This window comes from Mycobacterium sp. E1747, from assembly GCF_001667775.1.
In the GTDB taxonomy this organism is placed as follows: Bacteria; Actinomycetota; Actinomycetes; order Mycobacteriales; family Mycobacteriaceae; genus Mycobacterium.
On record NZ_LZJI01000040.1, the window covers coordinates 66,921 to 86,373 of the forward strand.

At 67.9% G+C, this 19,453-nt stretch carries 20 protein-coding genes and 1 pseudogene; 16 read left to right on the forward strand and 5 right to left on the reverse strand.

What is annotated here, in order from left to right; genetic code table 11:
- Positions 1 to 9: 9 nt before the first annotated feature.
- Positions 10 to 345, reverse strand: coding sequence for an RNA polymerase-binding protein RbpA (locus tag A5695_RS03025; RefSeq protein WP_067760885.1), 336 nt, complete (start codon positions 343 to 345; stop codon positions 10 to 12).
- 172 nt (positions 346 to 517) lie between these two features.
- On the opposite strand from A5695_RS03025, the gene A5695_RS03030 reads away from it, so the two are divergent.
- Complete coding sequence (locus tag A5695_RS03030) at positions 518 to 868, forward strand: hypothetical protein (RefSeq protein ID WP_156749433.1); 351 nt, start codon at positions 518 to 520, stop codon at positions 866 to 868.
- 80 nt (positions 869 to 948) lie between these two features.
- Here A5695_RS03030 and A5695_RS03035 read toward each other — a convergent pair whose 3' ends face one another.
- Positions 949 to 1,617, reverse strand: coding sequence for a hypothetical protein (locus tag A5695_RS03035; RefSeq protein WP_068077930.1), 669 nt, complete (start codon positions 1,615 to 1,617; stop codon positions 949 to 951).
- A 79-nt stretch (positions 1,618 to 1,696) separates the two neighbouring features.
- Between A5695_RS03035 and A5695_RS03040 the strand changes: the two genes are divergently transcribed.
- The 3 genes from A5695_RS03040 to A5695_RS03050 are packed head-to-tail and all read left to right on the forward strand — an operon-like array spanning position 1,697 to position 5,727.
- Positions 1,697 to 3,202: a carboxylesterase/lipase family protein gene (locus A5695_RS03040; protein WP_068077932.1), complete on the forward strand. Its 1,506-nt coding sequence runs from the start codon at positions 1,697 to 1,699 to the stop codon at positions 3,200 to 3,202.
- 18 nt (positions 3,203 to 3,220) lie between these two features.
- Positions 3,221 to 5,236 carry a phosphotransferase gene (locus A5695_RS03045; RefSeq protein WP_068077936.1) on the forward strand — a complete coding sequence of 672 codons (2,016 nt, stop codon included), beginning with the start codon at positions 3,221 to 3,223 and terminating at the stop codon, positions 5,234 to 5,236.
- Positions 5,233 to 5,727, forward strand: a complete 495-nt coding sequence (locus A5695_RS03050; protein WP_068077939.1) for a gluconokinase — start codon at positions 5,233 to 5,235, stop codon at positions 5,725 to 5,727. The genes A5695_RS03045 and A5695_RS03050 overlap by 4 nt, the downstream gene beginning before the upstream one ends.
- 4 nt (positions 5,728 to 5,731) lie before the next feature.
- Here A5695_RS03050 and A5695_RS03055 read toward each other — a convergent pair whose 3' ends face one another.
- Positions 5,732 to 6,760, reverse strand: coding sequence for a DoxX family protein (locus A5695_RS03055; RefSeq protein WP_068078150.1), 1,029 nt, complete (start codon positions 6,758 to 6,760; stop codon positions 5,732 to 5,734).
- A gap of 94 nt (positions 6,761 to 6,854) precedes the next feature.
- Here A5695_RS03055 and pncA point away from each other — a divergent pair, with 94 nt between their 5' ends.
- Positions 6,855 to 7,415, forward strand: a complete 561-nt coding sequence (gene pncA, locus A5695_RS03060; protein ID WP_068077941.1) for a pyrazinamidase PncA — start codon at positions 6,855 to 6,857, stop codon at positions 7,413 to 7,415.
- Positions 7,412 to 8,209, forward strand: a complete 798-nt coding sequence (locus tag A5695_RS03065; protein WP_068077944.1) for a ketosteroid isomerase family protein — start codon at positions 7,412 to 7,414, stop codon at positions 8,207 to 8,209. The genes pncA and A5695_RS03065 overlap by 4 nt, the downstream gene beginning before the upstream one ends.
- An 11-nt stretch (positions 8,210 to 8,220) precedes the next feature.
- On the opposite strand, the gene A5695_RS03070 is transcribed toward A5695_RS03065, so the two are convergent.
- Positions 8,221 to 8,571, reverse strand: coding sequence for a DoxX family protein (locus tag A5695_RS03070; RefSeq protein ID WP_068077947.1), 351 nt, complete (start codon positions 8,569 to 8,571; stop codon positions 8,221 to 8,223).
- Positions 8,572 to 8,739: 168 nt separating this feature from the next.
- Between A5695_RS03070 and A5695_RS03075 the strand changes: the two genes are divergently transcribed.
- The 6 genes and pseudogenes from A5695_RS03075 to A5695_RS03100 all read left to right on the forward strand — a co-directional run.
- The gene (locus A5695_RS03075; RefSeq protein WP_068077949.1) at positions 8,740 to 9,735 is read left to right on the forward strand and encodes a sigma-70 family RNA polymerase sigma factor; all 996 of its coding nucleotides are present in this window, start codon (positions 8,740 to 8,742) and stop codon (positions 9,733 to 9,735) included.
- A complete protein-coding gene (locus A5695_RS03080; RefSeq protein ID WP_068077952.1) occupies positions 9,725 to 11,044 on the forward strand; it encodes a sugar ABC transporter substrate-binding protein in 1,320 nt (439 codons plus the stop codon). The genes A5695_RS03075 and A5695_RS03080 overlap by 11 nt, the downstream gene beginning before the upstream one ends.
- A complete protein-coding gene (locus A5695_RS03085) occupies positions 11,041 to 11,988 on the forward strand; it encodes a carbohydrate ABC transporter permease (RefSeq protein WP_068077954.1) in 948 nt (315 codons plus the stop codon). Before A5695_RS03080 ends, A5695_RS03085 begins: the two co-directional genes overlap by 4 nt.
- Positions 11,975 to 12,817, forward strand: a complete 843-nt coding sequence (locus A5695_RS03090; protein ID WP_068077956.1) for a carbohydrate ABC transporter permease — start codon at positions 11,975 to 11,977, stop codon at positions 12,815 to 12,817. The genes A5695_RS03085 and A5695_RS03090 overlap by 14 nt, the downstream gene beginning before the upstream one ends.
- Before the next feature lie 3 nt (positions 12,818 to 12,820).
- Positions 12,821 to 13,891: an ABC transporter ATP-binding protein gene (locus A5695_RS03095; RefSeq protein WP_068077959.1), complete on the forward strand. Its 1,071-nt coding sequence runs from the start codon at positions 12,821 to 12,823 to the stop codon at positions 13,889 to 13,891.
- A gap of 12 nt (positions 13,892 to 13,903) precedes the next feature.
- A pseudogene (locus A5695_RS03100) lies at positions 13,904 to 14,860 on the forward strand (patatin-like phospholipase family protein); the annotation flags it as partial.
- Between the two features lie 41 nt (positions 14,861 to 14,901).
- Here A5695_RS03100 and A5695_RS27150 read toward each other — a convergent pair.
- Positions 14,902 to 15,189, reverse strand: a complete 288-nt coding sequence (locus A5695_RS27150) for a DUF3349 domain-containing protein (RefSeq protein ID WP_082945824.1) — start codon at positions 15,187 to 15,189, stop codon at positions 14,902 to 14,904.
- Positions 15,190 to 15,406: 217 nt separating this feature from the next.
- On the opposite strand from A5695_RS27150, the gene A5695_RS03105 reads away from it, so the two are divergent.
- From A5695_RS03105 to A5695_RS03120, 4 genes are all read left to right on the forward strand, one after another.
- Entirely contained in the window at positions 15,407 to 16,240 is an 834-nt protein-coding gene (locus A5695_RS03105; RefSeq protein ID WP_068077961.1) for a DUF3097 domain-containing protein, read from the forward strand.
- A gap of 65 nt (positions 16,241 to 16,305) precedes the next feature.
- A complete protein-coding gene (gene efeO, locus A5695_RS03110; RefSeq protein ID WP_082945819.1) occupies positions 16,306 to 17,472 on the forward strand; it encodes an iron uptake system protein EfeO in 1,167 nt (388 codons plus the stop codon).
- Positions 17,469 to 18,758, forward strand: coding sequence for an iron uptake transporter deferrochelatase/peroxidase subunit (gene efeB, locus A5695_RS03115; protein ID WP_068077963.1), 1,290 nt, complete (start codon positions 17,469 to 17,471; stop codon positions 18,756 to 18,758). Before efeO ends, efeB begins: the two co-directional genes overlap by 4 nt.
- A 162-nt stretch (positions 18,759 to 18,920) precedes the next feature.
- Positions 18,921 to 19,445 (forward strand): OsmC family protein, encoded by a 525-nt coding sequence (locus A5695_RS03120; RefSeq protein ID WP_068077965.1) that lies wholly within the window; start codon positions 18,921 to 18,923, stop codon positions 19,443 to 19,445.
- Positions 19,446 to 19,453 lie beyond the last annotated feature (8 nt).

The window sequence follows — 19,453 nt, forward strand, 5'->3', positions numbered from 1 at the left end:
GCGGCCGGATCAGCCGCGGCGGCGCGTCCGGATGATCTCGAGCCGCTCCTTGAGCAGCTCTTCGAGTTCTTCGACGCTGCGCCGTTCCAGCAACATGTCCCAGTGCGTACGCGGCGGCTTGACCTTCTTCGGCTCGGGCAGGTCACCCTCGATCAGGGTGCCCTCCAAGCCGTTGCGGCACAGCCAGGTGCCGGGGATCTCGGCGTCGTCGGCGAACGGCACCTCGAACTCCTCGCCGTTCTCGGTGCGGTACTTCGCGAGCTGACGCGGCGCGAGGTCGTGGTTGCGGTCGGTCTCGTAGCTCACGGCTCCGAGGCGACTGCCTCTAAGAACGCGATCAGCCATGTTGCTACTCCTCTAGGTTTCTTGAGCTGTCGGGCTTGCTGTAGTGCATTTCTGTCCGTCTGCCAAACGTTTGCGGCGCGCTGCCTAGTTCCCGTTTTCGGCAGCGCGCGAACGCGACGCGACCTTCAATGATACCGGGATCACCGTGGGATCCCGATTAAAGTCGGCAGGCGTGAGCCGTCGCACCCATCCGCAGCCCTGCCGCTGGTGCGGTCGAGACGTGTCCGATGCCGGGATGGGACGTCGCCGCCAGTACTGCCGGCAGTCGTGCCGCCAGCGGGCGTACGAACAACGCGCCTCGCTGACCCGCGGCGCCGCGCTGGCCCTACCACCGGACGCGGTGGTCCTGTCGGCCGATGACGCCGCCGACCTGTCCGACCGCGTCTACCAGGTGCGGTGCGCGGCCGAAGATGTCGTCACCGCCCTCGACGAAGGAGCCCGGTCGAGCGAGCTGCGTGAACTGTGCGACGTGCTGATCCGGGCCGCCCGCGCGGCCGACGGCTGGCGGCGGGTGGGTGTCTGACCCGTCGTTCGGGGCCAAGTGTGCCTACAACGGAGTTGGTGCGACGCAAAGCGCGCGAACCCGGCGATGCCTTGATCGGGTCAGCAGGTGAACGCGGTACCGACGCCATCCGGCGCCAGTACCGGCTTCAGGCAGCCGAACGGCTCGATGCCCGCGGGACCCAGCCGCGCGGCGGACTGGTGGGCGTAGTTAACGCAGTACAACCCGGTTTGATCGGCCCGGCAGCGATAGTCGCCGAATGACAGCGAATCACCGTTCGCCAGCTCCGCACCCTCGCCGTTGATGAACGGACCCGGATCGGCGCGCGACGCACCCACCTGTAGGTTCACCCCGTCGAAGGTCACCCAGCCGCCTTGCCAGTCGCCGTAGGAGGTAGCGGGCGCGGCCGGCGGATTCGTCAGGCTCACCAGGCACAGCAGGGCGGACCCGGTGTGCTTGGAATCCGTCGTGCACGATGCTTTGCCGGCGGCGGCCGTGAACGCGATGTCGTTGCCGAGTGGCGTGGTCGCACCGTCGCGAATGGCATCGTGGTAGTGACCGGGGTCCGCGGGATGCCCGGCCTCGATCCACGCGATGACGTCGGAGATCGAGGCCCCGGCCGCCGGAGCGGCCGCGGGGGCCGGCGGTTTGCCTCCGGACGGGGTGGAGGCGGCACTTCCCGACGTCTTCGTTTGCCGGGACTGGCCGCCGACCGTGTGAGTGCAGCTGGCGATCAGTAACGACGCTGCAAGCAGCGCGGCGATCCGCATCCAGTCAGGCTAAACCGCCGTGCCCATAGCTAACGCGCTGCGCGCGCGTTACGCCCGTCATGTCGGCTAACGTCGGGTTATGCATCAGCGCATCGTCCGCGCACGCACGACCATCGGCACCGTGGAAGGCTTCACCCGCGATGGGGTGCACCGCTGGCGATCCGTCCCGTACGCCAGGCCGCCGGTCGGGCCCCTGCGATTGCGGGCGCCGCGGCCGGCGCAACCGTGGTCGGGTGTGCGGCATTGCCACGGCTTCGCCAACTGCGCGCCCCAGCAGCGCCGCTACACCCTGTTGGGTGTCGGCCGCTATCAGCCGATGGGGGAGGACTGCCTGACCCTCAACGTCGTCACCCCCGAGGACCCGGCCGAAGAGCCGCTGCCCGTCATGGTCTTCATTCACGGCGGGGGCTACATCCTGGGCAGTTCGGCCACACCGCTATACGACGGCGCCGCATTGGCGCGCCGCGGTTGCGTATACGTATCGGTGAACTACCGGCTGGGCGCGTTGGGATGCCTGGACCTGTCGTCCCTTTCCACCCCGGACATCACCATCGACAGCAACTTGTTCCTGCGCGATCTGGTGATGGCGTTGCGCTGGGTGAAGGACAACATCGCCGCGTTCGGCGGCGACCCGGACAACGTCACCATCTTCGGGGAGAGCGCCGGAGCGCATATCACCGCCACCCTGCTGGCAGTGCCCGCCGCAGAAGGGCTGTTCGCCCGGGCGATTTCGGAGAGTCCGGCCGCCGGCATGGTTCGATCGCGAGAGACCGCGGCGGAATTCGCGACGCGCTTCGCCGAGCTGCTGGGTGCGCGCCGCGAGAACGCCGCCGAGGTGCTGATGCAGGTGTCGCCGGCGCAACTGGTGGACGCCCAACACCGGCTGATCGACCAGGGCATGGAGGACAGGCTGGGCGCCTTTCCGATCGGCCCGGTCGCCGGCGACGATGTCGTTCCCACCGATCCGGTCGAGGCGATGCGCGGTGGCCGGGCCCACCGGGTGCCGCTCATCGTCGGCACCAACGCCGAAGAGGGTCGCCTGTTCACCCGCTTCCTCAAAATGCTGCCGACCAATCAAGCCATGATCGAGGAGTTGCTGGCCGACACGGAACCGGCTGCGCGCGAACGCATTACCTCCGCCTACCCCGATTACCCCGCGCCCGAGGCGTGCATCCAGCTCGGCGGCGACTTCGCGTTCGGGTCGGCGGCCTGGCAGATCGCCGAGGCGCACAGCGCTCACGCGCCCACGTACCTCTACCGATACGACTACGCACCCCGCACGCTGCGCTGGTCGGGGCTGGGGGCCACCCATGCCACCGAGTTGCTGGCTGTCTTCGACGTCTATCGCACCCGATTCGGTGCCCTGTTGACCGCCGCCGCCGACCGGCGCGCCGCCCTGCGGGTGAGCAACCAGGTGCAACGGCGGTGGCGGTCCTTCAGCCGCACGGGAGCGCCGGGCGACGACTGGCCCACCTACAGCACGGCCGAACGCGCCGTCATGGTCTTCGACCGCAAGAGCCGTGTGGAATTCGATCCACATCCCCACCGCCGGATTGCCTGGGACGGCTTCTCCCTGGCGCGGTGACCTGGCACGCTGACCCGCATGCATGCCTACACCGCACAGGTCATCGAACGACCCGGCGACCTCACCGCCGCATGGCTAGAATCGGCGATCGGCGCCGGGCCCGTCGCCGATTTCTCCGTGGAACGCATCGGCACCGGACAGATGAGCGAGTGCTACCGTGTCCGGCTCAGCTATGCCGATGGCGCCGCGACGCCCGGTAGGCCCGCGTCGGTGGTCCTCAAGGTCGCGGCGACCGACCCGGTGAGTCGGCAAACGGGGCTGGTGCTGGGCCTCTACGAGCGCGAAGTGCGTTTCTACGGCGACATAGCTCCGCGCCTGGGCGGGCCGATCGCGCCCTGCTACCACGCCGCCGTCGACACCTCGACCGGTGCGTTCGATCTCTTGCTCGGCGATGCCGGGCCCGCGGTCGTCGGGGATGAAATCGCCGGTGCGACAGTCGAACAGGCGCACCTCGGCGTGGTCGAGCTGGGTCGGCTGCACGGACCGCTACTCGGCGACACCGCGCTTGCCGAGGCGCCGTGGCTCAACCGTGAATCGCCGCTCAACCAGGCGATGATCGCCCCGCTCTATGCGGGCTTCGTCGACCGTTACGGCGACCAGATCGCACCGGAGCACCGCATGGTGTGCGAACGCCTGGTCGCGTCCTTCGACGGATACCTGGCCCAGGAAGGGGCGCCGGACCGCATCCAGGGCCTGATGCACGGCGATTACCGGCTGGACAACCTGTTGTTCGGCGCCGCCGGGGCGGACCGCCCGTTGACTGTCGTTGACTGGCAGACGGTTTCGTGGGGCCCGGCGTTGACCGATCTCTCCTACTTCCTCGGCTGCGCCCTGCCGACACAGGATCGCCGCGAGCACTACGACGCGTTGCTGCGCGCCTACCACCAGGCGCTGGGCCCCGCGGCGCCCCTGACCCTCGCCGACGTCACCGAGGGCGTACGCAGGCAGAGCTTTTTCGGTGTGATGATGGCGATCGTCTCCTCGATGCTGGTGGAACGCACCGAGCGTGGCGACCGGATGTTCATGACCATGCTGCAACGGCACTGCCATCATGTGCTGGACACCGATGCGCTAGCGACGCTCCCGGCCGCCCAAACGCCCGAACCCCTGCGGCCCTCGGAGGACGACGAACTTGCGCACACTCCGACCGCCGAGCCGCTGTGGAGTGAGAGCTGGTATTCCGACTTCGCCGACGTCGCACAGGGATTAGGCGGCTGGTTCCGCCTGGGCCTGATGACGAACGAGCGGCAGGCCTGGGTGCACGCGTTGCTGTGCGGCCCCGCCATGGCGACCGTCGCCGTTGACGCCCAGGTTCCGCTGCCGCCGGATCCGTGGGAATTGCGCACCGACGCCTTCGAACTCGGCCATCGGGCCACCACGCCGCTGCAGGCGTACCGCGTAGACCTGCGTGCGCGCGCCCAGGCTTACCCCGATCCGTCGGCGCTGTTGCGCGGAGAGCCGGGTACGCCCGTCGAGATGACGATGAGCTTGGTGTGGGCCACCGACGGCGTCCCGTACAAGTACCGCCTGACGACGCGTTACGAGATCCCGTGCAAGGTCTCGGGCACGGTCACCGTCGACGAAGCCAGCTACCGCCTCGAGTCGGTGCCGGGCCAGCGGGATCACTCCTGGGGCGTGCGCGACTGGTGGAGCATGGACTGGTTGTGGTGCGCCCTGCACCTCGACGACGGCACGCATCTGCACGGGGTGAACATCCGAATCCCCGGTGTGCCGGCCTTCAGCATCGGGTACGCCCAGGACGCCGCCGCAAGGGTTACCGATCTGCAAACCGTCGAATCGCGAGAGTCCTTCGGCACGAATGGATTACCGCACAACGCCACGCTGATCTTCAACCCCGGCGGGACCACCGCGGACGTCGAGGTCCGCGGCCACGGGCCGGTGCGGCTGACCGCCGCGGACGGGCGGGTGAGCCAGTTCCCCCGGGCGTGGGCCACCGTCGAGACGGCGGACGGCCGAAGCGGCGTCGGCTGGGTGGAGTGGAACCGCAACAACGTCGACGAACGGTCCGAATGAGCCGACCGGCACCCGTCGTGGTGATGGGCGTCTCGGGTTCGGGCAAGTCGACCGTGGGAGTGGCGCTCGCGCAACGCTTGGGGGTCCCGTTCGTGGATGCCGACACCCTGCACCCACGGGCCAACATCGCCAAGATGGCGGCCGGCGAGCCGCTCGACGACGACGATCGCCGCCCCTGGCTGGACAAGGTCGGCGAGTGGCTGGCCGGGCACCGGGACGGCGGAGTGATCAGCTGTTCGGCGTTGAAGCGCAAGTACCGCGACCAATTGCGCGCGCACTGCCCGCCCGTCGAATTCCTGCACCTCGCCGGTTCGCCCGCCCTCATCAGCGGCCGGCTTGCGGCCCGCACGGGCCATTTCATGCCGGCCGCGCTGCTGCGCTCGCAATTCGACGCGCTCGAGCCACTCAGCGCCGAAGAGGCCGGCGCCACCATCGACATCGGTCAGGGTGTCGACGCGATCATCGACCGCTTCCTACACGAGGACGGTTGACCGGTCAGGACAGCTTGCGACGGCCGGCCTTGACCTGTTCGCCGACCCGTTCGCGCGCGGTGTCGGCCAGGTAGCCGCCTCGTGCGCGGGCCGTCTCGGCGAGGTAGGCGCCGCGCGCGCGGGCGGTGTCGGCGAGGTCCTCGCCGCGATCCAAGGCCGTGCCGGCCAGTTCTTCGCCGCGCTTGCGCGCCTTCTTGGCCAGCTTCTCGCTGCGCTTACGCGCCTTCTTCGCCAGCGGCGCGGCCCAGTCGGCGGCTTCGTCGGCGAGCTCTTCGCTGCGCTTGCGCGCCTTCTTGGCCAGCGGCGCGGCCCAGTCGGCGGCTTCGTCGGCGAGCTCTTCGCTGCGCTTGCGGGCCTTCTTGGCCAGCGGCTTGCTTCGATCGGCGGCAGTGCTGGCCAATTCGCGGCCGCGTTCGAGCGCGGCCTCGGCGTACGGAGCCCCTCGTTCTGCGGCGGTGCTCGCCAATTCGCGGCCGCGCTCGGCGCCGATGTGCAGGCCGTGCACGATCTTCTCGCCCAACTCCGAGAAGTCCGTGTCTAAGCCGTCGTCGGAGCCGGGCAGCGCCGACGACACCCGTTCGGAGAGCCGCTCGGCCGCGCGGCGGCCGCGCCATCCGAGCGACGGCTTGCCCGCCGTGTCGGCCGACGCGATCAGCAACCCGCCGACGAGGCTGAGGTCGGTGAGGAACTGCTGGCGCTTCTGCGCCTTGGCCTGCGGGTCGCTTTCGTTCCAGAACGAGTGCGCCCCGAGGTTGGCCGGCAGCACGGTGAAGGCGAGCGCCGCCGACGCGATACGGGGCAGCCTGCCGGTGGCCAGCAGCAGGCCCCCGCCGATCTGAACGGCGGCATTGATTTGGGCGATCGTCTCGGGGTCACTCGGGATGCTGCCGCTGACCGAATTCGGCAGCGCCTGCAAACCATCCACTGCCGGCGCGGCGGCGGCCGCGGCCGACTTGGGGTTGAGCAGGGAGTTAACCCCTTGGCCGATGAAAGCAACTGACAGCAATGGACGCGCGATTCTCCGGATCACCATGGCCGGGGGATTACCCGACTGGTTGGCGAACAAACCGCCCGACCAATACGCCCAGGTGAGGCCCGTGCCGGTCGCCACCGTTAGGGTAAAACCCGTGAGGGCGTTGATCATCGTCGACGTGCAAAACGACTTCTGCGAGGGCGGCTCGCTGCCGGTGCCCGGCAGCGCCGCCGTGGCGGCCGCCATCAACGACTATCTGACCGGCGAGCCGGGCTACCAGCATGTCGTAGCAACCCAAGACTTCCACGTTCGGCCGGGTGACCACTTCTCCGACCGGCCGGATTACTCATCGACGTGGCCGCCGCACTGCATCGCCGGCAGCCCGGGCGCGGACTTTCGGCCCGAGCTCGACACCAGCCGGATCGAGGCGGTCTTCCGCAAGGGCGCCTACGCGGCGGCCTACAGCGGGTTCGAGGGCGTCGACAAGAACGGGACCCCGCTGCTGGACTGGTTGCGGCGGAACGGGGTGGACGAGGTCGACGTGGTCGGCATCGCCACGGACCAGTGCGTGCGGGCGACGGCGAAGGACGCCGCGCGGGCGGGGCTGTCCACCAGGGTGCTGGTGGACCTGACCGCGGCCGTGGCCGCGGATTCGGCCGCGCAAGCGCTGGAGGAGCTGCGGTCCGCGGGCGTCGAGCTGGTCGGGGGACCGTGACGGGCCTCGCACCGCAGCGGGAACGCCTCCTCGCCGCCGTCGAGCGCTCGCCGCGGGCGACCGCCGCGCACGACCGCGAAGGCTGGGTGGGGTTGTTCACCGACGACGGCCGGGTCGAGGACCCGGTCGGCTCGCGGCCGCACGTCGGTCGCGAACAGATCAGCCGTTTCTATGACACCTTCATCGGCCCGCGCGACATCACATTCCACCGCGACCTTGACATCGTCTTCGGCACCGCCGTTCTGCGCGACCTCGAGCTCGAGGTCGCCATGGGCGCCGGTGTCACGATGCACATCCCCGCGTTCCTGCGCTACGACATGCGAGAGGTCAACGGCGACTGGCGCGTTGGCGAACTGCGGGCATACTGGGAACTGCCGGCCATGATGCGGCAATTCTTCCGCGCCGGACCGCGCGCGGTGTCGCCCGGTTTGCAACTGGCGCGAGGCTTGTTGAGCAACCAGCGGCTGCGCGGCACGGTGGGCTTCATGGCGGGATTCCGGCGGGTCGGTGCGCGGCACCAGAAGTGGGTGCAGTCGTTCCTCGACGCCGCCGCGCGCGGCGATCGGACTGCCGCCGCGCGAGCGTTATCCCCAGGCGCGACAATAACTCTCGGCGATCACGATGGGGTGGACCTGGCCGAGCTCGTCGAACGACTCGACGGGGCCAGGCCGACCAAGATAATCAGCGCGAGTCTCACCGTGACGATGTCGCTCACTTCCGGCCGTGGGCGCGGGATCATCCTCGCGGACACGCGCGGGAACGCGATCAACCGGATCCGCTATTTCCCGGCCTGACCGCCACCCGGTCAGCGCAACACCATGAACGCCAGCGATGCCGCCGACAAGCACAGGTATGTCCCGGGAAACGCGATGTTGTACAGGACGTGGGCCCGCAGGTGGGTCACTACCGCGCCGACGAAGAACAGCACCAACCCGGCAGCGGCCGCGATTCCCAAGGGGCGCAGGCCCAGCACTCCCACGACCAGCCCGGCCGCCCCGGCCAGCTTGGTCGTCGCCAGCGCCGGCAGCCACGACCGCGGCACCCCGACTTCGGCCGAGTTCGCCAGGACGAACCTTGCGGGGACGAGGTCGGCCACGGCGATCCCGGCGGTGATAGCGGCGGTAACCAGGGTGATCGCAATGGATGCGGTAATCATGGGTGTCAAATCCTTGCCGGGCAGCCGGTTTTCCCGCGGCGAGCCGAACGGTCGCCGCGCGTTCCACGGCGCAGAATCGATAAGGTCATAGTGCTGGCCTCCTTCGCAACAGAGGGCTCGATGGACGCGGTCATTCTCTTGACGGTTCCTCTGCGGAAAAGGTGACCTATGAGCGCGCACAAAAATCTGGCTGATCTCGCGCAGCACTTCGACGCGGACCGGCGGCATCTGAGGTCGGTCGCGTTCGGACTGCTGGGTTCGGCCGCCGACGCCGAGGACGCGGTTCAGTCGGCGTGGCTGAAAGCCAGCAGCGCGGACTACGGCGCGGTCGACAACCTCAGCGGCTGGTTCACGACGATCACCGCCCGCGAGGCCTACGATCAGCTCCGCGCCCGCAACAGGCGCGCCGAACAACCGCTTGTCACAACCGAGGAGCTGGATCGGCTCACGGCGAGCGCCTCGGCGCCGGCGGACGAGGAGACTCTGCTGACCGAGTCGGTAAGCAACGCACTGCTGGTGGTGCTCGACCGGCTCTCGCCGGCGCAGCGCGCCGCGTTCGTGCTGCACGACGTGTTCGCAGTGCCGTTCGAGAGGATCGCCGACCTGCTGGACCGCTCGCCGGAAGCGGCGAAGAAGCTGGCGAGCCGGGCGCGCGGGCGGCTGCAGGCCGACCCGGGCGGCGAACCGGAGCGCGCGGCAAAGCACTTGGAGATCGTGGAAGCGTTTCTGGCCGCGGCCCGCGGCGGCGACATCGCGAGATTGCTCGAGCTGCTGGCCCCGGACGTGGTGCGCACCGTCGATCGTGCGCTGGTGCCCGACGAGGTTCCGATCCAGCTGCGCGGCGCCGGGCAGGTTGCCGAGGAGACCCGGCGGTTTGCGCAGCGGGCCCGCGCCGGCGTGGTCATGCTCGTCGAAGGGGCACCGGGCATCGTGATAGCGCCACACGGGCGCGCCGAGGTGTTACTGCTGATCACGCTTGGAACCGACGACCGCATCCGCGCGATCGACATCACCGGGGACCCCACCCGGATCCGGGCGGCCGCGCTGGCACTCCCGAGCGGGCCGACCCAGCAACACCACAGCCGCATCGGGTACCAAGGACATCAGACGCCGCCGGCCGGGCGGCCGCCAACGGGGCGAGAACGGAAGGACCATGCTCGATAAGCCGTTCGCGCGGCGCCGCTTGCTGCGTGGCGCCGGCGCGCTCACGGCGGCATCGATGGTGCCATGGGGCGCCGGCTGCGCTCCGGAAGAAGACGCGTTGACATTCTTCTTCGCGGCCAACCCCGACGAACGCGATGCCAGGATTCGCATCGTCGACGAGTTCATGCGGCGCCACCCCGACATCAAGGTCCGCCCGGTGCTTTCGGCTCCGGGCGTGATGCAGCAGCTGTCGACGTTCTGCGCCGGCGGCAAATGCCCGGACGTGTTGATGGCGTGGGATCTCAGTTACGCCGAGTTGGCCGCCCGCGGCGTGCTGCTGGACCTCAATACGATGCTGTCCCGCGACCAGGCCTTCGCGGACGAGTTGAAGTCCGATGGCATCGGGGCGCTGTACGACATCTTCACGTACAACGGAGGCCAGTACGCGCTACCGGAGCAGTGGTCTGGCAACTACCTGTTCTACAACAAGCGGCTGTTCGCCGAGGCGGGAGTGCCCGCGCCGCCCAGTTCGTGGGAACGACCGTGGAGTTTCGCCGAATTCCTAAACACCGCCACCGCGCTCACCAAGCGAAGTGGTGGGCGAGTCACCCAATGGGGGTTCGTCAACATGTTCGTTTCGTACTACTCCGCCGGGTTGTTCGCCATGAACAATGGCGTGCCGTGGTCCACACCGTTGAAGAACCCGACCCACTTCAACTTCGGTGACGCCGCCTTCACGGAGGCGGTGCAGTTTTACGCCGACCTGGCTCTCAAACACAAGGCCGCGCCCAACGCCTCAGAGGTGCAGTCGATGTCGACGCCGGACCTGTTCGCGGCGGGCAAGGCGGCCATGGCGATGGGTGGCCACTGGCGATACCAGACCTTCATCCGGGCCGAGGGCCTGGACTTCGATGTCACCTCGTTGCCGGTGGGACCGCGACGGCAGGGACAGGCAGCGCACTCCAACATCGGCTCCACCGGACTGGCGATCTCCGCGAGCAGTCAACGCAAGGAACAAGCATGGGAATTCGTGAAATTCGCGGCCGGCCCCGTCGGGCAGGCGTTGATCGGTGAATCCAGCCTCTTCGTTCCGGTGCTGCGATCCGCGCTCGACTCACCCGGATTCGCCGCGGCGCACCGCAACGTCGGGAACCTCACCGTGCTAACCCAAGGCCCGGCCTACTCCGAAGGTTTGCCGGTCACCCCGGCGTGGGAGAAGATCGTCGCGTTGATGGACCGAAGCTTCGGGCCCGTGCTGCGCGGATCGCGGCCCGCGACATCGCTGACCGGCGTGTCTCCCGCCATCGACGAGGTGTTGCGCACCCCATGACGTCGGCCGACATCAGCCCCGCCACCCGCAAACCCGCCACGGGCGCCGGCCCTTGGCGGCGGCGCGCCTGGGCCGGACGCCTCTTCGTGGCGCCGAACCTGGCAGCCGTCGCGGTGTTCATGCTTTTCCCGCTCGGCTTCTCGCTCTACATGAGCTTTCAGCGGTGGGACGTCTTCAGGCCGCCGAAGTTCGTGGGCCTGAGGAACTTTCAGGAGCTCTTCACCTCCGACCCGCTCTTCCTGATCGCCATCCGCAACACCGTCATCTTCACGCTCGGAACGGTCGTGCCGACCATCGTCGTCAGCCTCGTCGTGGCCGGGGTGCTGAACCGCAAGGTCAAGGGCATCGGCATTTTCCGTACCATCGTATTTCTGCCGCTGGCCATCTCGTCGGTGGTGATGGCGGTCGTCTGGCAGTTCGTCTTCAACACCGACAATGGGCTGCTCAACATCATGCTGGGCTGGATCGGGATTCCTCCGGTGCCGTGGCTGGTCGAACCACGGTGGGCCATGGTCTCACTGTGCATCGTCAGCGTGTGGCGCGGCGTGCCGTTCGCGACCGTCATCTTGCTCGCGGCGATGCAGGGTGTTCCCGAGACCGTCTACGAGGCGGCGCGAATCGACGGGGCGGGCGAGATCCGGCAGTTCACATCCATCACGGTGCCGCTGATCCGTGGGTCGATATCGTTTGTCGGCGTCATCTCGATCATCCACGCGTTCCAGGCTTTTGACATGGTGTATGTCCTCAATGGCGCGAATGGCGGACCCGAGACCGCCACGTACGTCCTGGGCATCATGCTGTTCCAGCACGCGTTCTCCTTCCTGGAGTTCGGGTACGCATCCGCGCTGGCGTGGGTGATGTTCGCCATCCTGCTGGTGCTGACCGTGGTGCAGTTGCGGATCACTCGGCAGCGGTCCTGGGAGACTTCTCGTGGCCTCGGCTGAGCGCTTGTTCACGCGCAACGTCGTCCGCGGAGTGCTGGTCTACACCGCGCTGATCGCGATCGCCTGGTGCTGGTTGTTCCCGATCGCCTGGGCGGTGTCCGGCTCGTTGAAGAGGGAAGGCGAGATCACCGAGCCGAAACTGTTGCCGGCGCACCCGCGGTGGTCGAACTACACCGAGGTGTTCTCGCTGATGCCCTTCGCCCGGATGTTCTTCAACACCGTGCTGTACGCCGGTTGTGTGACCGCCGGGCAGGTCTTCTTTTGCTCGTTGGCCGGATACGCGTTCGCGCGATTGGACTTTCGCGGGCGCGACACGCTGTTCGTGCTGTACCTCGGCACGCTGATGGTGCCGCTGACCGTGACCGTGATCCCGCAGTTCATCCTGATGCGGACCGTTGGGTGGGTCGACACACCCTGGTCGATGATCGTGCCGGGCCTGTTCGGCAGCGCTTTCGGCACGTACCTGATGCGTCAGTTCTTTCGGACGCTTCCGACCGACCTGGAGGAGGCGGCGATACTCGACGGTTGTTCGCCGTGGCAGATCTACTGGCGAATCCTGTTGCCCCACGCCCGTCCCGCGGTCATGGTGCTTGCGGTGCTCACCTGGGTCAACGTCTGGAACGACTTCCTGTGGCCGCTGCTGATGCTGCAGCGCAACAGCCTGGCCACGCTCACCCTCGGCCTGGTACGACTGCGGGGCGAATACGTCGCGCGCTGGCCGATCATCATGGCGACGTCAATGCTGATCATGCTGCCGTTGGTGCTCATCTACGCCATCGCGCAGCGGTCCTTCGTCAGGGGCATCGCCGTGACGGGACTCAACGGATAAACCATGGCCTCAGTGACTTTCGAGCAAGCGACGCGGCGCTACGCCGGGACAGATCGCCCGGCCTTGGACAGGCTCGATCTGGAAGTCGGCGACGGAGAATTCGTCGTTCTGGTCGGCCCGTCCGGATGCGGCAAGACGACCTCGCTGCGGATGGTGGCGGGGCTGGAAACGCTGGACTCCGGGCGCATCCGGATCGGTGACCGGGACGTCACCACCGTCGATCCCAAGGACCGCGACGTGGCGATGGTCTTCCAGAACTATGCGCTCTACCCGCACATGACCGTCGCGCAGAACATGGGCTTCGCCTTGAAGATCGCCAAGACACCGAAGGCCGAAATTCGTGACCGCGTCCTGGATGCGGCCAAACTGCTTGATCTGCAGCCATATCTGGACCGCAAGCCAAAGGACCTTTCCGGTGGGCAGCGTCAACGGGTGGCGATGGGGCGGGCGATAGTGCGCCGCCCGCAGGTCTTCCTGATGGATGAGCCGCTGTCGAACCTCGACGCCAAGTTGCGCGTGCAGACCCGCAACCAGATCGCGGCGCTGCAGCGGCGGCTGGGCACCACCACCGTCTACGTCACCCACGACCAGGTCGAGGCGATGACCATGGGGGATCGCGTCGCGGTTCTGCGCGATGGCGTGCTGCAACAGTTTGCCGCCCCACGCGAGCTGTACCGCAACCCGGTCAACGTCTTCGTCGCGGGATTCATCGGGTCCCCGGCAATGAACCTGTTCACCCTGCCGATCGTCGATTCGTCTGTTTCGTTGGGGGATTGGCGCATCCCGATACCGCGGGAGCTCACCGGTACCGCGGGTGAGGTCGTCGTGGGGGTGCGCCCCGAGCATTTCGAGCTGGGCGGTCAGGGCGTCGAGATGGAGGTCGACGTGGTCGAGGAACTGGGAGCGGACGCCTACTTGTACGGTCGAATCACCGGTTCCGGCAAGGTCATCGACCAGCCCGTGGTGGCGCGCGCCGATGGGCGCCGGCCTCCGCAAAAGGGCAGCCGGGTGCGCCTGCACCCGGAACCGGGACACCTGCACTTCTTCGGTGTCGACGGCCAACGAATCTGCTGAGGGGGCACGGCTATGGCGGACGTGAGTACATCGCGCGCCGATCTGGTTTGCGAAGGCGGCGGCGTCCGGGGCATCGGGCTGGTCGGGGCGGTCGACGCGCTGGCCCAGGCCGGCTACCGGTTCCCGCGGGTGGCGGGCAGCAGCGCGGGCTCGGTCGTCGCGTCGCTGGTGGCGGCGCTAGAGGTCGCGGGCGAACCGCTGAGCCGACTGGTGGAAGTGATGCGGTCGATCGACTACCGGAAGTTTCTGGATCGCAGCATGATCGGGCGCGTGCCGGTGATCGGCGGAGCGCTGTCGTTGCTGGTGTCGGACGGTGTGTACCGCGGGGCGTACTTGGAGCGGTTGCTCGAGGGATTGCTGGCCGACTTGGGCGTGCGGACCTTCGGCGACTTGCGCACGGGCGAAGAGCCGGAACAGTTCGCATGGTCGCTCGTGGTGACGGCCAGTGATCTGTCCCGGCGCCGGCTGGTGCGCATTCCCTGGGACCTCGGTTCCTACGGCATCGACCCCGACGACTTCTCGGTGGCCCGTGCCGTGCATGCCTCGTCGGCGATTCCGTATGTTTTCCAACCCGTCGGGGTGGGCGGCGCTACCTGGGTCGACGGCGGCTTGCTGTCCGATTTCCCGGTGGAGTTGTTCGACCGCCCGGGGGCGGAGCCGCGCTGGCCGACATTCGGGATCCGACTGTCCGCGCGTCCGGGGATCCCGCCCACGCATCCGGTTCACGGTCCAGTCTCGTTGGGAATCGCCGCGATCGAGACACTGGTGAGCAATCAGGACAACGCGTACATCGACGATCCGTGCACCGTTCGGCGCACCATCTTCGTTCCCGCCGACGAGGTCAGCCCGATCGACTTCGATATCACCTCGGAGCAACGCGAGGCCCTGCACCAACGGGGAGTGCAGGCGGGCCAAGACTTTCTGCGGACGTGGAACTACCCGGATTACCTCGCGGCGTGCGGTGGCCCGGCGAAAAGCGGGCCTGCGCAGGCTCAAATACCCGGTGAGAGCTATCCCCGCGCGCAGCGGATCTCGTTGAGGCGGTGTTCGACCCGTTCGACGTCGGAAGGTGACGGCAACTGATTGGTGACCCGGGTGATTTCCACTCCGATATCAACGGGATTGATCGGCCAGAATTGGCGCCTCATGAGTTTGCTTGCGATGGCGCGGATCTCGTCCTCGCTCAGTCGTCGCCGAGCCAGGGCCGCCAAGGGGGAATGTCCGGTCGTTGGCATGCCGGCGGGATAGCCGGCCCGCACGAAAGCCACGATGCTCGACACCCAAAGGGCCAGGTCCATCATCCCACCTCGCTCACCGCCGCTCGAGAATGAGCAGCAGTTCTTACGAATAGCAACGTACCATCGGCAATGTCATCAGCTCAGTAACGCCACACAGTTAAAACACACTTTTTACGGCCCGGCGACGTACCGCAATAACGAGCGATCTTCGCCACGATGCGGCCCTGGCGGGCGCGCCGTAACGACGTTTGACAGCAAGGCTTTCTACTATTGCCGCGTGGCTGATCGCTATGGAACCGATGTCCTTGCCGCGGGCCGGCGCAAGCCCCGCTCGACCGAGCACCCGGCCGAGCTCGGCCTGGTGGTCGAGGACGCGCAGACGGGTTACGTCGGGGCGGTGGTGCGAGTCGAGTACGGGCGGGTCGACCTGGAGGACCGCCGCGGGCACGTGCGTGGCTTTCCCTTGGGCCCTGGCTATTTGCTCGATGGCCGGCCGGTGATCCTCACGGCGCCACGCCGTGCGGCGCCCGCGGGCCCCACCCGAACGGCGTCGGGCTCGGTGGCCGTGCCGGGCGCGCGCGCCCGGGTCGCCCGGGCCAGCCGGATCTACGTCGAGGGCCGCCACGACGCCGAACTCATCGCGCAGGTGTGGGGCGAGGACCTGCGGATCGAAGGGGTCGTCGTCGAGCACCTCGGCGGCGTGGACGACTTGGCGGACATCGTGGCGGAATTCGCGCCCCGCCCGGAATGCCGGCTCGGGGTGCTGGTCGATCACCTCGTCGCGGGTTCCAAGGAGGCGCGGATCGCCGACGTCGTCCGGCGGGGGCCGGGCGGCAGTCACACCCTGGTGGTCGGTCATCCCTACGTCGACATCTGGCAGGCCGTCAAGCCCGAGCGGCTCGGCCTGGCCGTCTGGCCGGACGTGCCGCGCCACATCGAGTGGAAGCGCGGCGCATGTCACGCGCTCGGCTTGCCGCACGCGACCCAGGCGGACATCGCCAGGGCCTGGCGCCATATCCGTTCGCGGGTGCGCGATTGGAATGACCTCGAGCCCGCGCTGATCGGCCGGGTCGAGGAGCTGATCGACTTCGTGACGCAGCCGGCCCCGTGACTGGCCAGCGCCGGGCAGGGAGGCGACGCTGTCGCGGATTACCGCGAGCGGCGGCGGCCCTGGCCGTGGCCGCGACGACCGCCTGCAGTCCGTCCGGCGGCGAGGTGAGCCGCGGGAACCCCGGCGCTGCGAACGCGGTGCGAGTGACTCTCGCCGACCGGGGCGGCAAAGAGGCCTGCGCGCTGGACAACACGAACCTCGCCGCCGGCCCGGTGACATTCACGGTCGCCAACACGAACGCACCCGGCATCAGCGAAGTCGAGTTACTCAAGGGCGAACGGATCGTCGGCGAGAAGGAGGACCTGGCACCCGGGCTGGACCCGGCGTCGTTCACCGTGACTCTCGACGGCGGCTCGTATCAGCTGTATTGCCCCGGCGCGAGCAACGAATACCAGACGTTGACGGTCACCGGGCGGGCGGCGGTGGGGCCGACCGGCGGCATCGCGGACACCCTCAACCGGGGCACCAAGGACTACGCCGCATACGTCGTCCAGCAGATCGGTCAGCTCGGCGACGGGGTCAAGGCACTCGACGCGGCGGTGCGTGCCGGCAACGTCGACGCCGCGAAGGCCGCCTACGCCAAAGCGCGCTCCTTCTGGGAGCGTTCGGAGTCCGCCGTTGAGGGCTTCATCTTGCTGGGCTTCGCGGTCGGCGACAACGCGGGCCGCCTCGACTACCTGATCGACATGCGAGAGTCCACCCCCGTCGACGCGAAGGTCGGCTGGAAGGGTTTCCATGCCATCGAACGCGACCTCTGGCAGGGCGGCGCGATTACGCCCGCCACGTCGGCTCTGAGCTCCGAACTGGTCGGCAACGTGGGCAAGTTGACCGCCATCGTCGCCCTCTTGCAGTACAAGCCCGAGGATCTGGCAAACGGCGCCGGCGACCTCATCGAGGAGATCCAGAACACCAAGATCACCGGAGAGGAGGAGGCTTTCAGCCACATCGACCTCGTCGACTTCTCCGCCAACGTGGAAGGCGCTCGGCAGGCCTACGCATCGCTGCGGCCGGGCCTGGAGAAGATCGACGGCAATCTCGTCGGCCAGATCGATCGCCAATTCCGCACGGTGCTGGACACTTTGGACGGATACCGCGATCCGACCGCGTTGGGTGGCTTCCGGACCTACACCCCGGCGCTGCGAGCCACCGACGCCGCAAAGCTGACCGCGATCATTCAGCCGTTGCACCAGAGCCTGTCGGCGGTCGCCCCAAAAGTGGTGTCGGCGGGCTGACCGTGAGCGAGCGGGCGGCCAAACCCGATGAAGGCGTGCTGGTTTCGCGTCGACGGATGCTCGGCGGCGCCGTGGTGGCCGGTCTCACCGGCGCCGCCGGTGCAGGGGCGGCCGGTTACGCGCTGGCCGGGCGTGATGGCGGCGGCGCGGTCGCCGGGGGCGATGACGACGTTGACTTGGGCCGCAGCTACCCCTTCTACGGCCAGCCGCATCAGGGCGGAATCGCCACGCCGCCACAGCGTTACGCCGAGTTCATGTCGTTCTCGCTGGCCGCCGGAGCTCAGCGCGCGGACTTGCAAACGCTGCTGGCACGCTGGTCGGCCGCGGCCGCGATCCTGCAGCAGGGAAAGCCCGTCGGCACCGTGCAACCACGGGTCGACGTGCAGCCACCCGTCGATACCGGGGAGGCATTCGGACTCAGTCCGGCCCGCCTCACCGTCACCATCGGCCTGGGGCCGGCGCTGTTCGGCGATCGGTTCGGACTCGCGCCGCGGCGGCCCGCCGTGTTCACCGACTTGCCGCCGCTCAACGGGGACAACCTCGACCCGCGCCTGCGCGGCGGCGATCTGTCCGTCCAGGCGTGCGCCGACGATCCGCAGGTCTGCTACCACGCCGTGCGGAACCTGGCCCGCCTGGGCCGCGACATCGTGTCGCCGTCCTGGGCGGTGCTGGGATTCGGACGAGCCTCAGCCGGACCGGGCCAGCACACCCCGCGAAACCTGTTGGGCTTCAAAGACGGAACCCGCAACGTCGCCACGGCGGCAGAGTACGACCGATTCGTCTGGGTCCGGGACAGCGACCAGCCGTGGATGAACGGCGGAACGTATCAGGTGGTGCGCAAGATCAGGATGCTCCTCGAGACGTGGGACGTCGACCGCATCGGCAATCAGCAGCGGATCTTCGGCCGCACCAAAGAAGAGGGTGCACCGCTGAGCGGCAGGGACGAATTCGATGCCCCCGACTTCGCGGCCACGGGCGCCGACGGTAACCCGCTCATCGATCCGACGTCGCACGTCGCCTTGGTCGCCCGCGAGAACAACGACGGCATCATGATTCGGCGCCGGTCCTACAACTACACCGACGGCCTCGACGCCAACGGTCAGCTCAACGCCGGGCTGCTGTTCGTTTCGTATCAAAAAGATCCGCAAGATTTTATTCGCCTGCAGAACCGGTTGGGCGCCCACGACCTGCTGAACGAATACATCCGCCACATCGGCTCAGCAATCTTCGCGGTACCGCCCGCGCCCGCCGAAGGCCATTACATCGGGCAAAACCTTTTCGGCTAAGCAAATCTCGTTGAGCGCCGGGGGCCGCTCGACGGGTCGGGTTTCGGCCGTGTGAGCAATCGTGTCGGTCAGGTAAATCAAAACCGTCCGCCGTCACACATCGGCCGCCGCCGAGCACTAACTCCGTGAAGCCGCAAGATCAGCAAGAACGGAGGGATTTCCATGACCGACGCGTTAGTCATCGACGCCGAAGGCCTCGACAAACTGTCGTGTAACGCCAGGGCCAACCCGGAGACCGGCAAGAAGACCCTGAAAGCCAAGACCGTCTGCGAGACGGGGTTCCGGAACATGACCTACGTCCGCGACCTGGCGCCGATGCTGGTGGGTGAGCCGCCCGCTTTGCTCGGTGATGACTCCGCGCCCAACCCCTCCGAGACCGCCCTGGCCGCCCTGGGTTCTTGCGTCTCGGTGGGCTTGTTGGCGAATGCGACGCATCGTGGGGTGACGCTGACCAAGATCGAGGTCGAGATGGAAGGCGACATCGACATCTCCGCGGTGTGGGGTGTGGGCGACACTCCCGACGGAAAACGTCTCGGCTTCAGCGCGGTCCGCTGCCGGGTGACGCTGGCCGGGGACGCCGACAAGGCGACCCTCAAGGAAATCCACGACAACGCCATCGCCTGGTCACCCGTGGTGAACACGTTCCGCAACCCGGTCACCGTCGACTCGGCATTGTTCGCCGAATAGGCATGGGG